Annotated in this window: 18 protein-coding genes and 1 tRNA gene; 10 read left to right on the top strand and 9 right to left on the bottom strand. The window is 61.5% G+C overall.

The annotated features are described in order from the left end of the window. Positions 1 to 203 precede the first annotated feature (203 nt). From RGM2987_RS10220 to ggt, 3 genes are all read left to right on the top strand, one after another. Positions 204 to 2,261, top strand: coding sequence for a methyl-accepting chemotaxis protein (locus RGM2987_RS10220; RefSeq protein ID WP_245140420.1), 2,058 nt, complete (start codon positions 204 to 206; stop codon positions 2,259 to 2,261). Positions 2,262 to 2,364: 103 nt separating this feature from the next. Then, positions 2,365 to 2,441 (top strand) — tRNA-Met (locus tag RGM2987_RS10215). Between the two features lie 161 nt (positions 2,442 to 2,602). Then, the gene (gene ggt / locus RGM2987_RS10210; protein WP_245140418.1) at positions 2,603 to 4,447 is read left to right on the top strand and encodes a gamma-glutamyltransferase; all 1,845 of its coding nucleotides are present in this window, start codon (positions 2,603 to 2,605) and stop codon (positions 4,445 to 4,447) included. Here the strand turns inward: ggt and RGM2987_RS10205 are convergent. The 3 genes from RGM2987_RS10205 to RGM2987_RS27540 form a co-directional block, all read right to left on the bottom strand. Beyond that, positions 4,429 to 4,662 (bottom strand): helix-turn-helix transcriptional regulator, encoded by a 234-nt coding sequence (locus tag RGM2987_RS10205; RefSeq protein WP_245140415.1) that lies wholly within the window; start codon positions 4,660 to 4,662, stop codon positions 4,429 to 4,431. The two genes, ggt and RGM2987_RS10205, sit on opposite strands and share 19 nt — an antisense overlap. Before the next feature lie 7 nt (positions 4,663 to 4,669). Then, a complete protein-coding gene (locus tag RGM2987_RS10200; RefSeq protein WP_245140412.1) occupies positions 4,670 to 5,224 on the bottom strand; it encodes a DUF2975 domain-containing protein in 555 nt (184 codons plus the stop codon). A 93-nt stretch (positions 5,225 to 5,317) separates the two neighbouring features. After that, positions 5,318 to 6,634, bottom strand: coding sequence for a PAS domain-containing methyl-accepting chemotaxis protein (locus tag RGM2987_RS27540; RefSeq protein ID WP_280639884.1), 1,317 nt, complete (start codon positions 6,632 to 6,634; stop codon positions 5,318 to 5,320). Positions 6,635 to 6,856: 222 nt separating this feature from the next. On the opposite strand from RGM2987_RS27540, the gene RGM2987_RS10185 reads away from it, so the two are divergent. The 3 genes from RGM2987_RS10185 (at position 6,857) to RGM2987_RS10175 (ending at position 10,251) form a co-directional block, all read left to right on the top strand. Continuing rightward, positions 6,857 to 8,275, top strand: a complete 1,419-nt coding sequence (locus RGM2987_RS10185; protein WP_245140409.1) for a TIGR00366 family protein — start codon at positions 6,857 to 6,859, stop codon at positions 8,273 to 8,275. A 111-nt stretch (positions 8,276 to 8,386) separates the two neighbouring features. Beyond that, positions 8,387 to 9,547 carry a hypothetical protein gene (locus tag RGM2987_RS10180; protein ID WP_245140406.1) on the top strand — a complete coding sequence of 387 codons (1,161 nt, stop codon included), beginning with the start codon at positions 8,387 to 8,389 and terminating at the stop codon, positions 9,545 to 9,547. Between the two features lie 176 nt (positions 9,548 to 9,723). Next, entirely contained in the window at positions 9,724 to 10,251 is a 528-nt protein-coding gene (locus RGM2987_RS10175) for a lysine methyltransferase (protein WP_245140404.1), read from the top strand. A 10-nt stretch (positions 10,252 to 10,261) separates the two neighbouring features. On the opposite strand, the gene can is transcribed toward RGM2987_RS10175, so the two are convergent. Further along, positions 10,262 to 10,906 (bottom strand): carbonate dehydratase, encoded by a 645-nt coding sequence (can, locus tag RGM2987_RS10170; RefSeq protein ID WP_041023284.1) that lies wholly within the window; start codon positions 10,904 to 10,906, stop codon positions 10,262 to 10,264. 132 nt (positions 10,907 to 11,038) lie between these two features. Here can and RGM2987_RS10165 point away from each other — a divergent pair, with 132 nt between their 5' ends. Further along, positions 11,039 to 11,443, top strand: a complete 405-nt coding sequence (locus RGM2987_RS10165) for a serine kinase/phosphatase (protein ID WP_245140401.1) — start codon at positions 11,039 to 11,041, stop codon at positions 11,441 to 11,443. 125 nt (positions 11,444 to 11,568) lie between these two features. Here the strand turns inward: RGM2987_RS10165 and rimI are convergent, their stop codons facing one another. Next, on the bottom strand, positions 11,569 to 12,021 hold the full coding sequence (rimI, locus tag RGM2987_RS10160; RefSeq protein WP_245140399.1) for a ribosomal protein S18-alanine N-acetyltransferase: 453 nt from the start codon (positions 12,019 to 12,021) through the stop codon (positions 11,569 to 11,571). Further along, positions 12,014 to 12,799: an energy transducer TonB gene (locus RGM2987_RS10155; RefSeq protein WP_245140396.1), complete on the bottom strand. Its 786-nt coding sequence runs from the start codon at positions 12,797 to 12,799 to the stop codon at positions 12,014 to 12,016. Before RGM2987_RS10155 ends, rimI begins: the two co-directional genes overlap by 8 nt. A 180-nt stretch (positions 12,800 to 12,979) precedes the next feature. On the opposite strand from RGM2987_RS10155, the gene mksB reads away from it, so the two are divergent. From mksB to mksF, 3 genes are read left to right on the top strand one after another with little or no spacing between them, the layout of a single operon-like run. Beyond that, complete coding sequence (mksB, locus tag RGM2987_RS10150; protein ID WP_245140394.1) at positions 12,980 to 14,260, top strand: Mks condensin complex protein MksB; 1,281 nt, start codon at positions 12,980 to 12,982, stop codon at positions 14,258 to 14,260. After that, the gene (gene mksE, locus RGM2987_RS10145; protein WP_245140392.1) at positions 14,250 to 14,951 is read left to right on the top strand and encodes an Mks condensin complex protein MksE; all 702 of its coding nucleotides are present in this window, start codon (positions 14,250 to 14,252) and stop codon (positions 14,949 to 14,951) included. The genes mksB and mksE overlap by 11 nt, the downstream gene beginning before the upstream one ends. Further along, positions 14,948 to 17,788 (top strand): Mks condensin complex protein MksF, encoded by a 2,841-nt coding sequence (gene mksF / locus RGM2987_RS10140; protein ID WP_245140390.1) that lies wholly within the window; start codon positions 14,948 to 14,950, stop codon positions 17,786 to 17,788. The genes mksE and mksF overlap by 4 nt, the downstream gene beginning before the upstream one ends. Positions 17,789 to 18,015: 227 nt before the next feature. Here the strand turns inward: mksF and RGM2987_RS10135 are convergent, their stop codons facing one another. Genes RGM2987_RS10135 through RGM2987_RS10125 form a run of 3 tightly spaced genes read right to left on the bottom strand, consistent with a single transcriptional unit; the run spans position 18,016 to position 21,581 of the window. Next, on the bottom strand, positions 18,016 to 20,319 hold the full coding sequence (locus tag RGM2987_RS10135) for an MlaD family protein (RefSeq protein ID WP_245140388.1): 2,304 nt from the start codon (positions 20,317 to 20,319) through the stop codon (positions 18,016 to 18,018). Next, positions 20,312 to 20,935 carry a paraquat-inducible protein A gene (locus RGM2987_RS10130; RefSeq protein WP_245140465.1) on the bottom strand — a complete coding sequence of 208 codons (624 nt, stop codon included), beginning with the start codon at positions 20,933 to 20,935 and terminating at the stop codon, positions 20,312 to 20,314. Before RGM2987_RS10130 ends, RGM2987_RS10135 begins: the two co-directional genes overlap by 8 nt. Beyond that, complete coding sequence (locus RGM2987_RS10125; protein ID WP_245140385.1) at positions 20,922 to 21,581, bottom strand: paraquat-inducible protein A; 660 nt, start codon at positions 21,579 to 21,581, stop codon at positions 20,922 to 20,924. Before RGM2987_RS10125 ends, RGM2987_RS10130 begins: the two co-directional genes overlap by 14 nt. Between the last annotated feature and the right edge of the window lie 222 nt (positions 21,582 to 21,803).

The raw sequence follows: 21,803 nt of genomic DNA, 5'->3' as shown, positions 1-21,803 counted from the left end.
AACGCCATGGTCTGAATCTTGCCTTGTAAATCCGTTATAACGCGGCCCCTTACAAAGGGGACCGAGAATGGGAAGTTTCGCTACAGAGCTGGCCTACCGCGCCGATTTGGACAAACTTTCGAGGCCTTTTAAAAGGACATCCGTTTCGGCACTTGTGTAGAAACGCACAAAAACAGTGCGCGGGTGTTCAGGGGAGTATGGGCATGCAGGCTTTTCTATCACCGGGAATCAGATGGCTGGGACGTTTCGGCTTCGCCCGTAAGTTTCAATTGCTGTTCCTGTTGTTCATCCTGCCGTTGATGGGCAGCCTGTGGCTCATCGGCCAGGATTACCGCGACAAACTCAACCTGGTTTCCGGAGAGCGCGCTGGCGTGCGCCAACTGCTGGCCCTGGACAACCTGGACAACCTGCTCACCGCCCAGCGCGACCGCGCCGCCCGCTGGCGCGCTACGGAAACCAATCGACAACCGACGCCGGCTACCCTGGCCGCGATGGCCGCGTTCGACGCCGTGCAACCGTCGCTCAACCAGGCCGCCAATGACCTGGGCGCTACCCTGCAAGCCGAAGGTGCCGAAGCCGACACTCTCGCCCGTTATCAGGCCTTGCAAACCAGCCTCAACGGCCTCGACTCCAAAAGTCTGGGCGCCGTGGGCTGGTGGCCAGACGGTTATGATCGTTTCACCGCGGCCCTCAGCGCCTTACAAGCCCTGCGCGAGCAGATGGTCATGGACAACCGCCTGACCCTGGCTTCCTGGCTGGAGACCTATCTGCTGACGCAGATTGCGACCCAGCAGACGCCGGACCTGATCGAACGGGTCGGCCGCCTGGCCAGCGTCGGCCAGGCCTCGGTGGTATCAGGCCAATTTACCTTGCAGAGCCGCCTGCAATTGCGGGACCTGCGCAGCCGTATTGGCGATGCCCGGGACCAACTGGTCAAGACCGGCGCGCTGCTGGAAACGCGCCTGCCCAGCGACCTGCGAACCTGGGCCGACCAGTACCAGGGCAGCCTCAAGCATCTCGATGCGGGCCTGAAGGTGCTGGATGACGGGGTATTCGGTGGCTCGATCACGCTCAAGCCGGACGCCTTCGAGAAACACATGGATGCCCTGCTGGGCGATCTGGCGACGCTGCGGCAGCAGTCGCTGGTGGCGCTGGACACTCGGTTGGATCACTACCACGCCACGGCGATTCGCCAGTTCACCTTGGTCGCAACCGTGCTGGGCTGCCTGGTGCTGGCGGCGCTCTACCTGTTCGTCTGCCTGCAAGCCTCGATCCGGCGCAGCGCCAGCGGCATCACGCTGCTGGCCGAGGCCCTGCGTGACGGCAACCTGAGCCTGCAAGTGCCGGTACAAGGGCGCGACGAACTGGCGGCCATCAGCACGGCTCTCAACGTCGCCGTGGTGCAACTGCGCAACAGCCTGCTGGGGGTCGATCACGAAACACTGCAGTTGAGCGATGCCGTGCGCACCCTCAATACCCATTCCAGTGGTGCATTGGGAGAAGTCGAAGCCCAACAGATGCAGATCAGCCAGATCGCAGCCGCCGCGACCCAACTGGCCGCCACTTCCCAAGGCGTCGCCAAAAGCTGCGAACAGGCTGCCGACAGCGCCCAGCAGACCCGCCGCATCGCCGCCGACAGCAGCCGTGACAGCCAACGCACCACGGCGAGCATCCAGCAACTCAACCAGCGGCTCAACGAGACCGCCGCCGCATTGGGCCGGGTCAGCGAGCAGGGGCAACAGATCCAGCTGGTGGTCGACACCATTCGTGGCGTGGCCGAGCAGACCAACCTGCTGGCCCTCAACGCCGCCATCGAAGCGGCGCGCGCCGGGGAACAGGGCCGTGGTTTCGCGGTGGTGGCCGATGAGGTGCGCAGCCTGTCGCAACGCACCCAATCCTCCACTCAACAGATTGCCAGTACCGTCGACAGCCTGCGCGCCACCGTGACCGAAGCGGTGAACCTGATGGAAGCCGCCTGCGGCCAGGCCCAGACCGACGCCCAGGCCGTCACCGGCCTGGGTGAACGCCTGGGTGAAATCGCCACCGCCGTACAAAGCGTGACCGACACCTTGGCGCAAATCGCCACGGCGGTGGACGAACAGGCCAGCACCGCCGATGAGGTCAGCGGCAATATCCAGCAGGTCGACCAGGCGGCCATGCGCCTGCTCGATGGCGCCCGGGCCGTGAACCTGGCAGCGGACACCTTGAGCCAGGGAAGCCAGGCCCTGAGTGCCAATACGGGGAGATTTCAACTCGGCTGACAGGTATTTGCGGCGAGGATGGATAAGCGGTTGAAAGCGCAGAGAAATATTTCAGATTTGCGCTTGACACATCTTCGTTACCAGCGAATAATGCGCGCCACTTGGCTACATAGCTCAGTTGGTTAGAGCATAGCATTCATAATGCTGGGGTCCGGGGTTCAAGTCCCTGTGTAGCCACCAAGTACGAAAAACGGCTTATCGAAAGATAAGCCGTTTTTTTATGCCTGCGCAAAAGCACTCTGACGGGTACAGCAAGGTTTGTTCGATCCGGTGTTTATTTGCGCCAGGCATCCTGCATCGCTACAGTCGATCCCTATTCCACGCCACGGATGGAGCGACACGTGCCTACAGACCTCAAACCGAATCTTCTTCGCCTGTCAGCCGTTTCGCTGCTGGCTGTTGCCCTGACACTCACTGCCTGTAAGGCACCGCCCTCCTCCACCGCCACCCCCACATTGCCCACCGCCCCGGAAATCGCTTCCGGCTACCGCACCGACCTGCAAACCCAACACGCCGCCAGACACATGGCAGCCGCAGCCAACCCACTGGCGGCCGAGGCTGGGCGGGAGATGTTGCGCCGTGGCGGCTCGGCCATTGATGCGGCGATTGCGATGCAAGCGGTGCTGACGCTGGTGGAACCGCAATCGTCCGGCATCGGCGGTGGTGCGTTCATTGTGCTGTGGGATGGCAAGGCGGTGCGCACTTACGACGGACGCGAAACGGCGCCGGCCGGGGCCACCGAGAAGTTGTTCCTGCAAGCCGACGGCAAGCCCATGCCCTTTACCGCCGCACAGATTGGCGGCCGTTCAGTGGGAACGCCCGGCGTCATGCGCGCCCTGGAACTGGCGCATCGCAAACATGGCCGTCTCAAATGGGCGACGCTGTTCGAGCCGGCCATCACGCTGGCGGAACAGGGATTCGCGATCTCGCCCCGGCTGCATTCGATGATCGCTGCCGATCCGTCCCTGCCGGGCTCGCCGGACATGGCGGCCTATTTCCTTAACCGTGATGGCAGCCCGAAAGCGGTCGGCACGCTGCTGAAAAACCCTGCCCTGGCCGGCGTGCTCAAACGAATTGCCAACGAGGGCGCCGATGCGTTGTACCAAGGACCAGTGGCCGAGGAGATCGTCGCCAAGGTCCAAGGCCATGCCAACCCGGGCAGCCTGTCCTTGAGCGACCTCAAGGGCTACAGCGCCCGGGAGCGCGCGCCGTTATGCACCGATTACAAGCGCTGGCAAGTCTGCGGCATGGCGCCCCCCTCTTCGGGCGGGATCGCCGTGGCGCAGATCCTCGGCACACTTCAGAACCTGGAACAGCGCGACAGTCATGCAGCCCTGGCGCCCTTGAAGCCGCTCAAGACCGATAAACCCGCGGGCCTGGAACCCGCGCCCGAAGCGGTGCACCTGATCGCCGAGGCCGAGCGCCTGGCCTACGCCGACCGCGCCCAGTATGTCGCGGACTCGGATTTTGTCCCTGTACCGGTCAAAGGCCTGGTCGACCCGGGTTACCTGACCAGCCGCGCCGCGCTGATCGGCCCACGCAGCATGGGCGTCGCCAAGCCCGGGACACCGCCGGGTGTGCAAGTGGCCTATGCGCCGGACCGTTCGCCGTTGCGCATCTCCACCTCGCAGGTGGTGGCCGTGGATGACCTGGGCGGCGCTGTGTCCATGACCACCACGGTGGAGTCGGCGTTCGGCTCGCACTTGATGGTCCAGGGTTTCATGCTCAACAACCAGATGACTGATTTCTCTTTCATTCCCGAAGAGAACGGGCAGAAAGTCGCCAACCGCGTCGAACCCGGCAAACGCCCGCGCTCGTCCATGGCACCGACCCTGATCTTCGATCGCCAGAGCGGCGAACTGCTGGCGACAGTCGGCTCACCAGGCGGTTCGCAGATTATCGAATACGTCGCCAAGTCCGTGATCGGCCTGCTCGACTGGAACCTGGACCCACAAACCGCCATCAACCTCCCCAACTTCGGCAGCCGCAACGGCCCCACCGAACTGGAGCAAGGGCAGTTCAGCCCGGCGTTGATCCAGGCGCTCAAAGACAAGGGCCATACCGTGAGCGAGATCGACATGACCAGCGGGACCCAGGCGATCGTTCGGGTACGGGACGCGCAAGGTAAAGTCTCACTGGCCGGCGGGGCCGACCCACGGCGTGAAGGTCAGGCGCTGGGCGATTGATCCGGTTCGCCCTGGGGCTGGTAAACCAGCAGGTCCGCAGGCTGGCATTGCAGGTAGCTGCAAATGGCTTCGAGGGTCGCCAGCCGAATGCCCTTGACCTTTCCCTGCTTCAACAGGGAAAGGTTGGCTTCGGTAATGCCGATGGCGGCGGCAAGGTCCTTGGACTTGACCTTGCGCGTCGCCAGCATCACATCAAGTTGGATCACGATAGGCATGGGAATCTCAAACAAAGGTCCGGTTTTCTGAATCGACTTCACTGGCCTGGGACAGTATCCGGGCAATGATCGCAATACAGGCCGCGAGAAACAAAGCGACGAAGGACGGCGCGGTGATGCTGACGGTAATCAATCGCTGGCCCACCGGCTCATTGATCGTCACCAGCACGCTGAGCAGCGGCTCGCACAGGAAATCCAGCAATACCCACAGCGCGACGGCATGGCCCGCCCGGCCCAGATAGACCGCAGCTTCGCTGGAAAAATACTGGCCCCGGGCATAGCGCATGAACAACTGCCGCAGGTTGGCCAGCCCGGCCGCCAACGCCAGCAAAGGGATACTCGTCAGAAGGATCGCGCCCAGGCTCTGCCAACCGGCCAGGCGCAGTGCCCCTTCGGACAGGCTCGACAGCTGCCGCTCGGTCAGCGAAAAACCCAGGCCGTACTGTGATGCAAATTCCGGAAAGAGCCAGGCTGCGGCGTTGACGCCCATCATCGCGACGATGAAAACAAGCGTTACGGCAGCCATGCGCTGGCTGTACAAAGCGAGACGATTCGTGCCCATGTGAAGCTCCAGCAGAATGATAGGAGCGCAAAACATAGGCCTGAAATTATCGCAAAACAATAATTAATATGTAAAAAACAATAACGCCAGGATTCAAGTCGATAGCTGATTGGCAAACTGACTCACCGCATCCACCACCTTCTTCGCCCCGTCCTGGATCTCCACGATCACCGTTCCCGCCTCGGCTGCCAGGGCGAGGCCCTGTTCGGCCTGGTGCTGGCCGTCGGTCATCAGGGCCACGGCGTTGCGGGCCATGTCCTGGTTCTGGCGGACCACGCCGACGATTTCATCCGTCGCCTGGCTGGTACGCGACGCCAGTTGCCGCACTTCATCGGCGACCACCGCGAAGCCGCGCCCCTGCTCGCCGGCCCGGGCGGCTTCGATGGCAGCGTTGAGCGCCAGCAGATTGGTCTGTTCGGCGATGCCGCTGATGGTCTTGACGATGGTACCGATGACCAGCGATTGCTCGTTCAGGGCCTCGATGCCCTCGCCGGCGGTCTGCATGTGCCGGGCGAGGTCGCGCATGACATCCACGGCCTGGGTCACCACCGTGGTGCCGCGCTGAGCGCTGTTATCGGTTAGCAACGAGGTGCTGTAGGCGATGTTGGCCGCTTCGGCGACGGCTTTTTCCTGGTTGACCTGGTCGGTGATATTGGTGGCGAACTTGACCACTTTGTACAAACGCTCATTGGCGTCGACCACCGGGTTGTAGGAAGCCTCCAGCCACACTTCCCGGCCATTGCTGTCGATCCGCTTGAAGCGCCCGGCGACGAACTCGCCACTGTTCAGGCGCTTCCAGAATTGCTGGTAAGCGGCGCTGTTGTATTCTTCGGGGTCGCAAAACGTGCGGTGATGCTTACCCTTGATCTGCGCCAGGCTATAGCCCATCGCGTTGAGGAAGCGGTCGTTGGCCGTCAGCACATGCCCGGACAGGTCGAACTCAATCACCGCCGTCGAACGTACCAACGCGCCAAGAAGGTTTTCGTGCTCGCGAGAATTCTCGATCGTACGGGTCAGGTCGTTGGAATACATTGAAAAATAGCGAATGCGCCCCTCGGCATTGCGCACTGGCTGCAGGATCGAACGTAGCCAGGCTTCCTTGCCGTTACCGCGCAGCAGGCGCACGGCGCCGGAGAAATGCTCACCACGGGTCACTGCCGTTCTGAAGCGCTGCTGGAATTCGTTGCTTCTCAAATAGGCGGGGACCAGTTCTTCGACTGACCGGCCAATCAAGTCCTGGCTCTTGTAGTGTAATTCGTCGAGAAAATTCTGATTGACCGACTGGATCCGCCCATCAGCGTCCAGTGTCAGACCAAGCATTTCGCGGTCCAGGCTTTCTTTTACTTGTACAAGGCTCGACAGTTCTTGGCGAAGAGCCAAGAGCTCCTGCTTCAAGCGGGTATTGAACATGGACATGCTCCGACAGCAGGAGAATTAAAGGGGGCTGTTCCCTTGCCATCGGCCCTGCCGAAGTTTTCTTAAGCGCGTGGCGGGTCAGCCAGGAAATAATCCGATGGGGAGTTCGAACCCCGATCCGCTGCCAGGGTCATTGGGATTGTCCTATCGTTGGCAAGTGAGCGCCGAAGCCTTGCCGCTACCTATACCCATAACCATAAGAACGAGGTAATTGCCGTGACCACCGACATCGAAGACAGCCGTTCCGCCCGCTTTGCCTTGCGCTGTTCCAGTTTTGCCGAGCGATGGTTCCCCGACTCCTGGGTGTTCGCCGCGCTGGCGGTGCTGGTGGTCGCCGTGGCGACCCAACTGATCGGCGCAACGCCGACGGCGGCCGCGATGGCGTTCGGCGACGGCTTCTGGAGCCTGATCCCCTTCACCATGCAAATGGCTTTCGTGGTGATCGGCGGCTACGTCGTCGCCAGCTCGCCACCGGCGGTCAAGCTGATCGATCGCCTGGCGCGCATCCCAAGCAATGGCCGTTCTGCGGTGGCCTGGGTGGCGTTGATCTCGATGGTCGCGTCATTGCTCAACTGGGGCCTATCGTTGGTATTCGGCGGCTTGCTGGTGCGCGCCCTCGCCCGGCGTACCGATCTGAAGATGGATTATCGCGCCGCCGGCGCCGCCGCCTATCTGGGCCTGGGCGCGGTGTGGGCCTTGGGGTTGTCTTCATCGGCGGCGCAATTGCAGGCCAACCCGGCGAGCCTGCCGCCATCGATCCTGTCGATCACCGGTGTCATTCCGTTCACCCAGACCATTTTCCTCTGGCAGTCCGGGGTAATGCTGCTGGCCCTGATCGTGATTTCCGTGATCATCGCCTACGCCACCGCCCCGGGGCCGAACAGCGCCCGAGATGCGACGGCCTGCGGGATCGATCCCAGCTTCAGCATGCCTGCCCTGCAACCGCGCACCCGACCCGGCGAATGGCTGGAGCACAGCCCGCTGCTGACCATCGCCCTGGTATTGCTGGCGGCCGGCTGGCTGTTCCATGAGTTCTCGACCAAGCCTGCGATCAGCGCCATCTCCGGACTCAACACCTACAACTTCCTGTTCCTGATGCTCGGTGCGCTGCTGCACTGGCGCCCGCGAAGCTTCCTGGATGCCGTGGCCCGTGCGGTGCCGACCACCACCGGCGTGTTGATCCAATTTCCACTGTATGGCTCGATCGCCGCGCTGCTGACCACGGTCAAGGGCAGCGACGCGCAGACACTGGCCCACCACATCTCGACCTTTTTCGTACAGATCGCATCCCATGACACCTACGCCTTGTTGATGGGCATCTATTCGGCGGTGCTGGGCTTCTTCATTCCCTCGGGCGGCGGCAAGTGGATCATCGAGGCGCCCTATGTCATGCAGGTGGCCAATGACCTCAACTATCACCTGGGCTGGGCGGTACAGATCTACAACGCCGCCGAGGCGCTGCCGAACCTGATCAATCCGTTCTATATGCTGCCGCTGCTCGGTGTGCTGGGGCTCAAAGCCAGGGACCTGATCGGCTTTTCCTTCGTACAGTTGCTGGTACACACGCCTCTGGTGCTGGCGTTGTTGTGGGCACTGGGAACAACGTTGAGCTATTTGCCGCCAGTGATGCCATAAAGCCATAAAAAAGGGCCGATATTTCTGTCGGCCCACTTTTTCTTCGGCTCAGACTGTTTCAGTATGGATACACCCTGTTCGAGGGGTCCACACGCTGAAAAGGAACTGAGCATGTCCAAACTCGCCGTACTGTCTTTTGCCGCGCTGGCCTTCAGTGCCGCCGCACACGCCAACGACATCGATGTCCAGCTGGGCAGCACCGAACGCGTTACCCGCCTCTTCGCCTATCCCAACAACTGCAACGTCATTTGCTTTCGTAACTGGACCCTGGAACAGACCGTCGAGCATTACCTGACCCAAAGCGTGCAGCGCGACGGCTACGGCGCCGCCAAGGTCAGCGTCAAGACCGACAACAACATTGTCTACGCCAGCATCAGCGGTGTGCCGAAGAGCTACGGTCAACCGCTGACTGCGCTGCTCAACGCCGGGGACCTGGCGTACAACGGCGCGACCAAACTCAACAGCGACAAAAAATGGTCGTACAACTGGTACCTGTTCCTGCCGTTGGGCATGGCCCTGGAAAACCGCAAGAGCGTCGAACTGCTGCATTTCCCGCCGGACTATTCTCTGACCCAGGCCCAGGACTACCTGGAGTCAGCCACCACCGACCGCTGGGCCACACTGCTGACCGCCAACGGCATTGCCGCCGACCAGACGCCAGGCTACCAGACCATCATCGACATCGCCCCGATTGCCGCCCCGTCCAATGCCGGCCAGACGCTGGAAGGGCTCTACGATTACTTCAACGATTACCAGACCACCATGGTCAAGCAGGTCACCCAGAACGCCAGCGGGGCCGCCTTGCCGATGGTGGCGTTCGGAGCACCGGTGCGTAACTGGATCAAGACCCAGTATGGCCAGACCGTTGGCGTGCTCGGCCTGGCGACCATCACTCCGGCCGGCGGCGTCAAGGTTCCGGTGCTGGGTTCGAACCACCCGAGCTATATCTGGTACGCAGCGGACAAGACCAACTACGATGGGGACGAAGCCAAGGCTGACGCCGCCGGCTTGAAAGTCATGGGCCAGGACTTGAGCGCCGCCTGCTGGCAGGCGGGCATGGGCAGCAAGCCGGGCACCGATCCGAGCACCTTGTTGAACCAGTGCACGCAGACTTGGCAGGTCACGCAAAAGGAACAGACTTGCGAGTTGTTCTACACCTCGATCCGCGACCTTTCGCCGGCTGACGCGACGAAAAAATGCGAGACACCGTCCATCAAGTCGCAACTTCCACAATTGAAAGTGCCGATGCCGTTGCCCGCTGAAGCGGTCTGATCCTGAGAGGTGTTTCCCGCGTAAGCCTATGCTCACGCGGGAAAGCGCTTTCGGCGCCTGTCAGAGTTGACAGTAGATGTCGCGCCCGACTTGGATGAAGCTAATGGGGTCAATCACCCACGTTGGCAGGACGCCAACGTCAGCAAGTCGAGTGTCCAGCACCGACAGGGACCGTCATGACCGCTTATGTGACCGACACAGCCAGTTCATTGGACCCGGACTGCATCTATCCGGAAAAACAGCTCAGCACCCGCCTGGGTTATCCGTCCGTGCACAATTTCGAAATATTGCACGCAGCCAACGGGCGCAGCGTCGGGATCGTGGCTTTGAAAAAATTCGCCGCCATGGAGCGGATGTGCCGGGTCTCCGGGCTGCTCGTGAGCCGACGGCGTCTGTACACGGTGCAGATCCTGCCGGACATCCACATGTATGACCCACGCTTCGCCGGGTTGCTTCGCCACTCCTGCAACCCGAATGTCTTCCTGGACATGAGCGAATTGTGGCTGTGGGCATTGACCCACATCCACAAAGGCGACTGCCTGACGATGGATTACGCCAGTACCGAACAGAAGTTATACCGGCAGTTCGCTTGCCGGTGCGGCTCGTCCAACTGTCATGGCTGGATCACCGGCTATGACGAGCCGCCCAACGAACAGGGGATGAAATTCCTGCGGCACTGGCGTCATCAGTGTCACCGCGACTGATCAAACGGACTCAGGGCGCGCCGACCGGACGTAGCCGATACTGCGGCGGCAATTGCTCGAAGCCGCTGATCGTGGTGTCCAGGCTTTTCCAGCGTCCGTCCTTGATGCCATAGATGCAGCCATGGATCGACAGCTTCTGCCCGCGATGCCAGGCGTTCTGGACGATGCTGGTATGCCCGACGTTGGCCACCTGCTGGATCACGTTGAGTTCGCACAAGCGGTCGACGCGCTCCTCTTCGGTCGGCAGTTGGGCCAGCGCCTCGCGATGTTCGTAGTACAGGTCGCGAATCGAGCGCAGCCAGCCGTCGATCAGGCCCAACTGACGGTCCTGCATCGACGCACGCACGCCACCGCAGCCATAGTGGCCGGTCACCAGGATGTGTTTGACCTTGAGCACGTCCACGGCGTACTGGATCACCGACAGGCAGTTGAGGTCCGTATGCAGCACCACGTTCGCCACGTTACGGTGCACGAACAGGTCGCCCGGCAGCATGCCGACGATTTCGTTGGCCGGCACTCGCGCATCGGAACAGCCGATCCATAGGTATTCCGGGGTTTGCTGGCGAGCCAGCTTGGCGAAGAAGTCAGGATCCTCCTGCTTGATCGCATCGGCCCAGCGCGCGTTGTTATCAATCAGATCTTGTAATTCGTTCATGCTGTCTAGCCCTCGAGAATAGTGCGCAACTTTGACAACGGACCGTCTGCCGAGGTCACTTCGATGACGTCGTTGGAATTCCTGGCAGCGCTGCGGGTCCACCCAGTAAGGCCCATAGTCAGAGGAATTACCATGAATGATTCACGACGCCCCTTCGATGCCACGCAGCCGGAACCGATCGACGACAACGAGGACCGCATGGGCTCGATGCATGAGTTGGAGTTCGACGACGAACAGCCCAGCGCAAAGATCGGTGACGAGTTGCCGGAAGACGAACGCGAGCAATTGATGCCGCCTGAACGGGTACGCGAAGCAGGCCTGACGGGTGCGTCCATGGACGATCGGCAACCGACCGACGACGACCTGAGCCCGGAAACCCTGATCCGCGAAGACGGCGCCCGTGATGCCCACGAGGCCGGTGATGATGAACAGGCCGATTGGGACCTGAGTATCGTCGATGAGAATGATATCGGTGGGGGTGACGGGCTGGACGAGGCGGAACTGGCGGATCTCGACCCGCTGGATGGCAAGCGCTAGATTCCGACAGTCGCAGCAAATCCTTTGTGGGAGCGGGCTTGCTCGCGAAAACGGTGGGTCAGCTTGCATCTTTGCAACATGTGACGCCGCCTTCGCGAGCAAGCCCGCTCCCACAGGGGCGAAACTCAGTCCACCAAAGTGCAGGCCATCACCACCGCATCTTCACGCCCACCCACCGCCGGGTAGTAATCGCGTCGCCGGCCGATCTCATTGAAACCGTAGCGTTCATACAGGCGGAACGCGCTGCGGTTGCTGTCGCGCACTTCGAGAAAGCACTCCCGGGCCTCGGCCTTGTAGGCAATCGACATCAGGTGCTCCAGCAGGCGCAAACCCAGGCCACGGCCCTGGTTCTCCGGCTTGACGGTGATGTTGAGCAGGTGCGCTTCATCGAGAATGATCTGCACCACGCCATGGCCCACTTGCTGCTGGCCTTCGAACATCAACCAGATCTGGTACTTGCCCAGTCCGTCGAGGAAGATCCCCCGGGTCCAGGGATGGCTGTAGGCCGCTAATTCGATCTTCAGCACAGCGTCGAGGTCCGCCTCGGTCATCGGGCGGAACGATACAGCGTCACTCATTCGATTCTTTCCAACGCGCCATCAGCCGGCGCATGGCTTGCCAGACTTCAGCCTTGTGCTGTGGCGTTTCCATTAACAGTTCCAGGCCGGGCAGCGCCCAGGCCGAGCCCAGGCCTTCGACCTGCAGTTCGCGGTTGAACGCTTCGGCATCCGCCTCGCCGGCGAACTTCACCGCCGGCAGGCCGATCAGCCACAGGCATACGCAGGGCTCGTCTTCGAGCCGCGCCGAGACAAAACCCTGGACGAAATCCCGCGCCGCCTCCGGCCCCTGATCCATAGTGCCGCGGGACAACAGCGGCCAGCGCACCGGCTCGCCGACGATCTGCGGGCTGTCTGGCAGGCCGGCGGCGCGCAGCATGTCCTTGAGCAGCAAGTACGCCGGATCGCGGCTTTGGAACGGCTCGCCCGTGGGCAACTCCACCAGGAGCAGGCAACGCCCGGCCCGCAGCAGCTGCAGGGCGAAGCGCGGCGGCGGGATGTGGGGGACCTTGACCGGGGCCGGCTCCGGCTCGGCCTCTTCCACCGGTTTGGCATTGGTCCGGGTCGAAGCGAGGCTTGGCCGCGGCACTTCGATTTTCGGCCGCTCAGGCGCAGGCGCCGACGGCTCGGCGACGGTCCGGGCCACCGGCACCGCCGGAATCGGGACGGTCTCCACCGGCTCGGGCATAACCAGCAGCTCGGGCCGCGACGGGGCGGCGAACGGCAATTCGGTGCGCGGCAGCCAGTTGACCACCTGCATGGCGGTCAGATAGGCGCGGCGACGGGACTCGATAAGCAAGGGTCGGCCACTTGTGGATAACTGAAAGTGGGAGGGATTCTACCGTCCTTCGACGCGGATCGCTTCCCTGTTGAATCAATAGTTGGCCGATAGCGACGACAGTCCGTCTCAGGGGTGAATCGCAACCGGCCCGATGCAGTACAATCGCCGCTTTTAATTGCCAACCCGACGGCCACTGCGATGATCGAACCCAAGCGCGTGTTGCGCGCCCTCGCTGAACACTGGGCATTGCTGGAACCTTTGTGCGAGCACTTCGACCAGGGCACCCTGAGCCTCAACGAATTGCGTTCACAATTGGCCGCCCAACAACTGGACAGCACGCCCCAGGACATCACCAGCCTGCTGGACGTGTGGATCCGCCTGGACATCCTGGTGCCGGTGGCGAAAAGCCCGAACCGCTTCGAGCTCAACGCCCAGATCCATGACTTCCTCGCCTACCTGCGCCGCGAACACCGCCTGGGCCTGTGCCTGGAGATCGAAGCCTACCTGCGTCACCTCGAGCGCCTGGCCGGCTACATCCAGGATGCGTTTGACGTGCGCGACGGCAACGACCTCGCCCGCCAGTTGCGCCTGCTGGACATGCGCGTGCGCGACGTCCTGAAGAAACTCGCCAATGACGAGCAGGCCCTGGTGGCCGTGGCTGAACGGGCCAAGACCAGCGACCGGCAGATCCCGCTGCGTCAGCGCTACGCCGAAGTCCTGGCAACCTGGGACGAATACGTCGAACCGATGATCCAACTGGTGAACGCCGACGGCGCATTCGAGCAAGGCGTGCGCAAGGTCGAGAACGTGCTATTGCGCATGCTCACCGAGCAGCAGCGCCTCGGCCACCTGGTGGACGACGACATGCTGCTGCGCACCCACGCCCGCATCCTCGAGATGCAGACCAGTGCCCAACTGACTCTGCGCCATGCCCGTGAACTGCTGTTGCCCCTGCGCGAGGAAGCCCGTCGCCACAACGCCGTGACCCGTGGCGCGGCGTTGGCCCTAGCCGCCATTCGCCGCAAAGGCATCGATGCCGTGCCGCAGGCAGCCATGCCGCTGTTCACCCGGCCGCAAAGCACCTTCCTCGGCAGTGCCAGCCAGGTTGAGGCCTACGTCTACGCCCTGGCCCGTTTCGAACCGAAACCGGCGCGCTTCCCCAAAGCCCACAAGACCCACAAGGGCGGCGAAGCCCCACGGGCGCCGCGCACCGTGCGCGAGATGGTCGAGCGCTGCGAAGACGCCCTGCCGATGCCGGACCTGATGACCTGGCTGCTGGAGCAGGAGCCGGACGGCGCCACCGACGAATTGCTGTACTGGTTCTCGCGCCTGTCGCGGGAAAAACGTTTCAAGCGCGAGCGTCTGGAACGCCGCGACTATCACACTCACGAGCATCAGGTCAGCCTGCGCTCCTTCGCCCTGCTCTCGGCCCGCGACAGCGCCGCCGAGGATTCTGCGAGCATCCCAAATGCATCTTGATCTTTCCGAACTGTCCCAACTGGCGCCGATCTTTCGCGAGCTGTCCAAGGGCTACCACGTCAGCCGCCGCGACCCGGAGCTGTACGCGCAACTGTCGAACTTCCAGGACCAGTACCGCACACTGTTCAAGGCCTTGGGTTTCGAACTGGTGTGCGACACCCGTGGTTTCTACTACTTCGTGCCGGACCTGGCCGCCGCCGCGGTGAACAAGACCGCCCAGCGCCTGGCGCTGTTCACCTTCATCCTTGTCGAACACCTGGCCGACCAGGGTCGCGACCCGATTGCCGTGCTCGACGGTGGCAGCCTGGGCCGTGACGAACTGCCGTCGCTACTGGAAAAGTACCGCGACCTGTTCATCCAGGCCGAAGTGCAGACCCAGGAAGAGCTGGAAGAAAAAATCATGCGCCGCATGACTCAACTGGGCTTCGCCAGCGAAGACAACGGCGTGTACCGTTTCCTGCCGCCGATGCACCGCTTCCTCGACGTCTGCCTGTCGGTCCAGCAGGACCGCGACCTGGCCGCCAGCGTGCACAGCGTCCTGCCATTGCCGGCGCCGATAATCATCGACGAAGACAGCGACGAGAACCTGCTGCAAACCGACGACCCGCTCGACCTGGCACCTTTTGAAGACGAAAGCGAAGAAGACGCACTGGCCCGCGCCATTGCCGAAGAACAGGAGACCGACGCATGAGCAAGGAACGCTACGGCATCCGCCGCTTTGCCCTTTTGAACACCGCCGGCTACAGCCTCGGCCTGTTCCCGCTGGAAGAACCGCTGTCGGTGTACGGTGCGAACAACCTGGGTAAATCCGCGTCGATCAACGCCTTGCAGTTCCCGATCCTGGCGCGCATGTCAGACATGAGCTTCGGCAAGTACAGCCTGGAACAGTCCCGGCGGTTCTATTTTGCCTCGGACACCAGTTACATCCTGGTGGAAGTCGCCCTGCCCCACGGTCCTCATGTGATTGGCGTGGTCGGACGCGGCCCCGGCGGCGGTTTCGGTCACCAGTTCTTTGCCTACGCCGGCAAACTGGACCTGGCCCATTACCAGAAAAACGACACCTGCCTGCGTCAGAAAGAACTGTTCACCAACCTTGAGCGCGAAGGCCTCAAGGCCTATGAGCTCAAGCCCGATGAACTGCGACGCCTGCTGGTGGGTGGCCACACCTCAATCCCACTGGACCTGACGCTGATTCCGCTGCGCTCCACCAGCGAACAAAGCCTCAAGACGTTCCGTGCGCTGTTCATCAACCTGCTGCACATGCGCGAAATCACCGCGGCCAAGCTCAAGCAACTGTTCCTCGATGCCTTCGAGCACAGCTTGCGTTCCGGCAGCGTGGACTACATCGCCGCGTGCGAAGAAGCCTTCCGCGACGTACGACGCATGGAGCAGGACTACAACTCTCTGGTCGCGGCCGGTCCGCTGGTGGAAGCCCTGGCCAACGGCGTAAAGCAGCGCGATATCCTGCGCGGCAAGTTGCATCGCCTGTCGCCGCTGCTCGACTCGCTGCTGGGCACCTGGTCGGACTACGCCAGTGCGCGCAAGGAAGAGCTGACCATCCAGGCCGAACACTACCGCAACGAACAGGATTCGCTGCAGAACGACCAGCGCGGCGGCACTCAGGAACTGATGCGCCTGGAACGGGAAATCAGCGGCATCCAGCGCTGGCTCGGCGAACTGTCGGTGCTCAAGCATCGCTTCGCCCTGGTCGATGACGTGAAAGTCCTGGAGCAACAATTGCTTGCCGCCAAGGACGCCCACGACGAACTGGCCGGCGCCCTGGCCCAGTCCCGGCAGTTCAGCGCCGAAGACCTGGAGGAGCGCCTGCGGGATCTGGAAAAACGCCTGAAGTCGGTCAAGCAGCAACTCGATCACGCCGACAACAACAGCTACGCCCGCCTGCGCGAAGAGTTCTCGCAGCAGGACGTCGAACGCCTGATGCGCCTGTTCAACAGCGCCCTGTTCAGCCTGCCACTGGGCGAGCATGGCATCGCGCTGGACGAGAACGGCGAGTGGGTCAAGTCCATGGAACTGATCCTCGACGGCTTTAAAGGTGAGCGTTTCGAAGTGCCGGGCCTGTCCATCGACCTGTCTCACATTGAGCCGCCCGCCTTGCAAGCTTTGGCCGACCGCGCCGCCCTGCGGGACCAGAAGGAACGCCTGGAAAAAGAACTCAAGCAGCTCAAGACCCAGCAAGCCGTGGCCGCCGACCGCGCGGCGAGCAAGACCCAGACCGAAGCGCTGTACCAGCAGGTACTGGACGCGCAGAAAGCCCTCGAAGATTTCCGTCGCACCCAGACCTTGAGCGCCGAAGAAGGCGAGAAGCTTGAGCAACTGGCGCAGATGGAAGCGGCCCAGGACGAACTCAAGCGCTCCAGCGACGCCTTCACCGAACGCGTCCAGCAGCTGTCCGCCAAGTTGCAGCTGGTTGGCCGGCAGATCGCCGACATGGAAGCCAAGCAGCGCACCCTCGACGACGCCTTGCGCCGTCGGCAACTGCTGCCGGCGGACCTGCCGTTCGGCACGCCATTCATGGACCCGGTCGACGACTCCATGGACAACCTGCTGCCATTGCTCAACGACTACCAGGACAGCTGGCAAGGCCTGTTGCGCATCGACGGCCAGATCGAAGCGCTGTACGCCCAGGTACGTCTCAAGGGCGTGGCCAAGTTCGACAGCGAAGACGACATGGAGCGGCGTCTGCAACTGCTGATCAACGCCTACGCCCACCGCACCGATGAAGCCCTGACCCTGGGTAAGGCACGCCGTGCGGCGGTCACCGACATCGCCCGGACCCTGCGCAACATTCGCAGCGACTACGACAGCCTCGAGCACCAACTGGCGCTGTTCAACCGCGAGATCAACAAACGCCAGGTGTCCAACCTGCAGAGCTTCCGCATCGTCCTGGCGCCGAACAAAGAAGCGCTCAAGCACATCGACCAGATCATCCACAGCGCCGGCCAGTACGAGGAAGGCGAGACCCTGTCGGTGTTCGACCTCAGCCAGAGCGCCGAGCAGGACAACAAGAACGAAGAAGCCAAGGAGTACCTGGCGCGGCTGGTGGCGGCGAACCACAACCAGCTCGGCCTCAAGGACCTGTTCGAACTGGCGTTCGAGATCACCAAGGTCAACGGCCAGCCGGTGATCCACACCGACATCGACGGCGCGGCATCCAACGGCACCACCATGACCATCAAGGCGCTGACCAACATGTACTTGTTGCTGCACCTGATGGACCGCGAACAGGCCGGCCGCGTGCGTCTGCCGTACTACCTGGACGAAGCCGCGGACATCGACGAGAAGAACCAGGCAGCGTTGCTGGAAACCAGCTTGCAACTGGGCTTCGTGCCGATCCTCGCCAGCGTCAAGCCGCAGGTCTGCGCCAGTGTTGCCATCGACCTGGAAGGCGGCAGCGGACCGAACGGCATCTACATCGACGAAGCGGACTGGAAATACATCCGTCGTCACGATGCAGTGAAAGCCACGGTGAATGTGCAGGCCGATGAGCCGGAACTGGATTCTGTGTAAGCTGAAAGCCGGGCATGAAAAGGCCGCGATCCAGATGGATCGCGGCCTTTTTCATTTATGCCGACTGTTTGTTGATTTCACTGGCCTCTTCGAGAGCAAGCCCGCTCCCACAGTAGATCTGCGGTGTGCGCAGACCTTTGTTTCCACTGAAGAATCAGTGTGGGAGCGGGCTTGCTCGCGAAGGCGGCGACGCGGTCCCTGGACAGGCACAAATAGCGCCTCCAGCTTTATTTATCGAGTTTGATCTTCGGCGCCCAGGTCAGCCATTCATCCTCGAATTTATCGAACAGCGGGAACGTCTGCTCCGGTCGTGCCGGGTTGCCCATCTTTTCGCCATCCGGCGTCGCGAACGCAATACCGCCCTGGATCAAGGTCTCAAGCGATTCGGTCCGCACGGTCGCCCCCTTGAACAGACCGAAGTCCAGACCGAAACCGCTGCTGTTCCAGAATCGCGTGCCGCTACGTACCAATGGCGCGTACTTGGGCTCGATCAGGATATGGATCAGCACGCGGTCCGCCGTCTGGCCCAACTCATACCCGGTGACCTTGCCCACGGTAATCTCGCGATAAGTCACCGGCACACCGATCTTCAACGAACCACGGCGAGCCGCGCTCAGCACCAAACTCAGGCCTGCCTCCGGCACCGCGCTCTGCGGCGGATTGTCCAGCGCCACGAAGTTCTTCTGCGGCCCCAGGTTCTTCGCCGAAGGCTGCACTTCGATGTACTGGCCCGTGACCAAGGTCTCCAGGTTGGAGGTCTTCATCAAGCCCAGTTCCGGCTTGACCACCCAGAACAGCGAACCGACCCGGGCGATGCGCTCCGGCACCTCGGTGATACGCGCCGTGACCAGGACCGATTGCATATCGGCACTCAGATCCACGTCCTCTATCTTGCCCACATCCAGCCCTTTGAAACGGATTGGCGTACCGCTGCGCAAGCCGTCGGCGCGGTCGACTTTGATCGTCACAACGGTGCCACGCTGTTGCGCGGCTTCACGATCCTCGAACAGCCGGAACCTGGGGATACGCCGTTTCAGCGGCACGTTGGGCTCCGGCGTTTCGAAGGCGATGCCGCCGGCCATCAGGCTCTGCAGCGATTCGCTCTTGACCTGGATCCCGCCCGTCAAACCGCCGGTGAGGGTGATGCCGCTGGCGTTCCAGAAGCGTGTCGAGCCATTCACCAGTCCTTCGTATTCCTTCTCGATGTGCACGCCAATGATCAGCTGCTTTTTCTTGCGGGAGAACTGGTAGCTTTGCACCGAGCCGACCTTGACCTGCTTATAGAGAATCGGGCTGCCGACTTCCAGCGATCCAAGATTCTCGGTGAGCAGGACCAGGTGCAGCCCCGGTGAACGCAAATCCAGCGGTGGCGCCTTGGCCCTGGCTTCGAATTCGCGCTGCGGTGCGCTGCCCTTGTCACCCGGGCGCACGGCGATGTAGTTGCCCTTCACCAAGGCTTCCAGGCCTGTGATGCCAGCCAGAGAAATCGATGGCTTGACGACCCAGAACTGCGTGCCCGTTACCAGGTAATCTTCGGCGAGTGGGTCCATCGTCAATTCGGCAGTGGCGCTGGACAGGTCCGGGTCGACCTTGAGGTTTTTCAAGCTACCCACCTGGATGCCTTTGTACATCACCGGGGTGCGGCCGGCCTGCAAACCTTCGAAGTCGCTGAGCTTGACCTTCACGCGGATCCCGGCAGCGGCGGCGTCGAAGTCTTCATAAAGACGAAACGGCAGGCTCGGGTCGGTGGGCGGGCTGTCCTTGCGGCTTTCCGGCGTGGCAAACGCGATACCACCGGCCACGATACTGGCGAGCGACTCACTGCGCACTTTGACGCCCGACAGGTTGGCATCAATGCTGATGCCGCTGGCGTTCCAGAAACGCGTGTGTTTACGCACCAGGCTGGCGTAGGTCGGTTCGATGAAGACCTTGATCTCAACCGTACTCTGGTCCTCGGACAAGGTGTAGCTCTTCACCTGACCGACCTGGATCTGCTTGTAGAACACCGGACTGCCACGGTCCAGTGAGCCCAGGCGATCGGCCTTGATGGTCAGGTGCAATCCTGGCTTGGCGTCCGAGAGCGGCGGCTCTTCGGCCAGCGCCTTGAACTTGCGCGTCGATTCCCCTTCGCCCGGGCTGATCGCCACGTAGTTGCCCGAGACCAGGGTCTCCAGGCCAGTGATCCCGGCCAACGAGACGCTCGGCTTGACCAGCCAGAAACGGGTACCGGTCTTGAGGTACTGTTCGACGTCCTTGTTCATCTCGACAGTGGCGATCACCCCTTTGGTGCTACCTTCGTCATCGAGCGTCAGATTCTTCACCTTACCGACGGTCATGCCCTTGTAGACGATTTCAGTCTTGTTGACTTGAATGCCTTCGCCGCTCTCAAAGCGCACACTGATCTCGATTCCGGTGTCGTTATAAGCCCGCCAGCCAAGCCAGCCGCCGATGATCAAGGCAATCAGCGGCAGGACCCAGATGGCCGACCAGTTCGAAGCCGGTCGGGTTTTAGCGGTAGGCAATTCAGTCATGGTCGTTATCCGACTCCGTGTTATCCCAAATCAGTCGGGGATCAAAGGTTACTGCGGCAATCATTGTCAAAATCACTACGCTGGCAAAAGCAATCGAGCCGAGCCCGGCTTCGACACTGGCGAGCCGGCCAAAATTCACCACGGCCACAAGAATGGCGATCACGAAAATATCCAACATCGACCACCGGCCGATGAACTCGATGAAACGGTACATGAGGATGCGTTGACGCGCCGACATGGGCTGGTGTCGCTGCACGGAAAACAGCAGCAACGCGATGCCCACCAGTTTGAAAGTGGGCACCAGGATACTGGCGATGAACACGACGGCGGCGATAGGAATCATGCCGTGGTGTACCAGCTCGATGACACCGGCCATGATGGTGCTCGGGGCGCCCTGGCCCAGCGAGTTGATGGTCATGATCGGCAGCAGATTGGCCGGGATATAAAGAATCGCCGCAGTGAGCAACAGCGCCCAGGTGCGCATCAAGCTGTTCGGGCGCCGAGGATGAACCCGTGCGCCGCAGCGAGTACAGGTCTGGCGGTCGAGCTCGGGATCCCGTCGATTCAACTCATGACATTCGGTACAAACCAGAATGCCCGCATCAATTGCCCGCATGGGCATCCTCTCCTGATAACGCCTGCCAGATCTGATGCGGTGACATCACCACTTCGAGCCAAACCTGGATCAGCAATAAACTGACAAAGCACACCAGGCCAAGACCTACGGTGATGGAGGCCATATCGGCCAGCTTGACGATGGCCACCAGCACGCCCATGAAGTACACCTCAAGCATGCCCCAGTCTCGTAAATGATGATAAATGCGATACAGCAATAAACCGTAGCTAAGGCCGACACCCAGGCGAATAGCCAGCAGCACCGCCAACTGACAAAGCAGCTTGAGCAGCGGAACGCCCATGCTGCACAGGAACACCACCACCGATACGCCTTGCATGCCCGTATCGAACAGGCCGACCACGCCACTCCACACGGTGTCCTGGGAGGACTGTCCGAGCAGGTTGAGTTGCATGATGGGTAAAAAATTGGCTGGCACGTATAACAGAAGAGCAGCGATGACCAAGGCAAGGCTGCGTTCGACTACGTTGTGACGGTGAGCATAAAGCTCATACCCACAACGAGGACATTCGGCCTTCTCGCCGCGAGCCAGGTGGGGCTTGCGCATCAACAGGTCGCATTCATGGCAGGCCACCAGATCGTTCAGGGGCAGATCTGACAACCTATCAACGTCTGACGGATCGGACATATAGCGCTCTGGCTCAACTAAGGTGGGGCTATTCTAGTGCTGCGGCTCAAAAATAAGTGTGCAAATTTGTCACGAACTTTCGCATGTTTATAGCAGGCAAAACAAAACCCCTACCTGCATCAGCAGATAGGGGTTTCGGAATTTAATCTTGACGATGACCTACTCTCACATGGGGAAACCCCACACTACCATCGGCGATGCATCGTTTCACTTCTGAGTTCG

It is taken from the genome of Pseudomonas sp. RGM2987 (assembly GCF_022952855.1).
Taxonomy (GTDB): domain Bacteria; phylum Pseudomonadota; class Gammaproteobacteria; order Pseudomonadales; family Pseudomonadaceae; genus Aquipseudomonas.
This window is presented reverse-complemented; position numbering and strand designations above follow the sequence as displayed.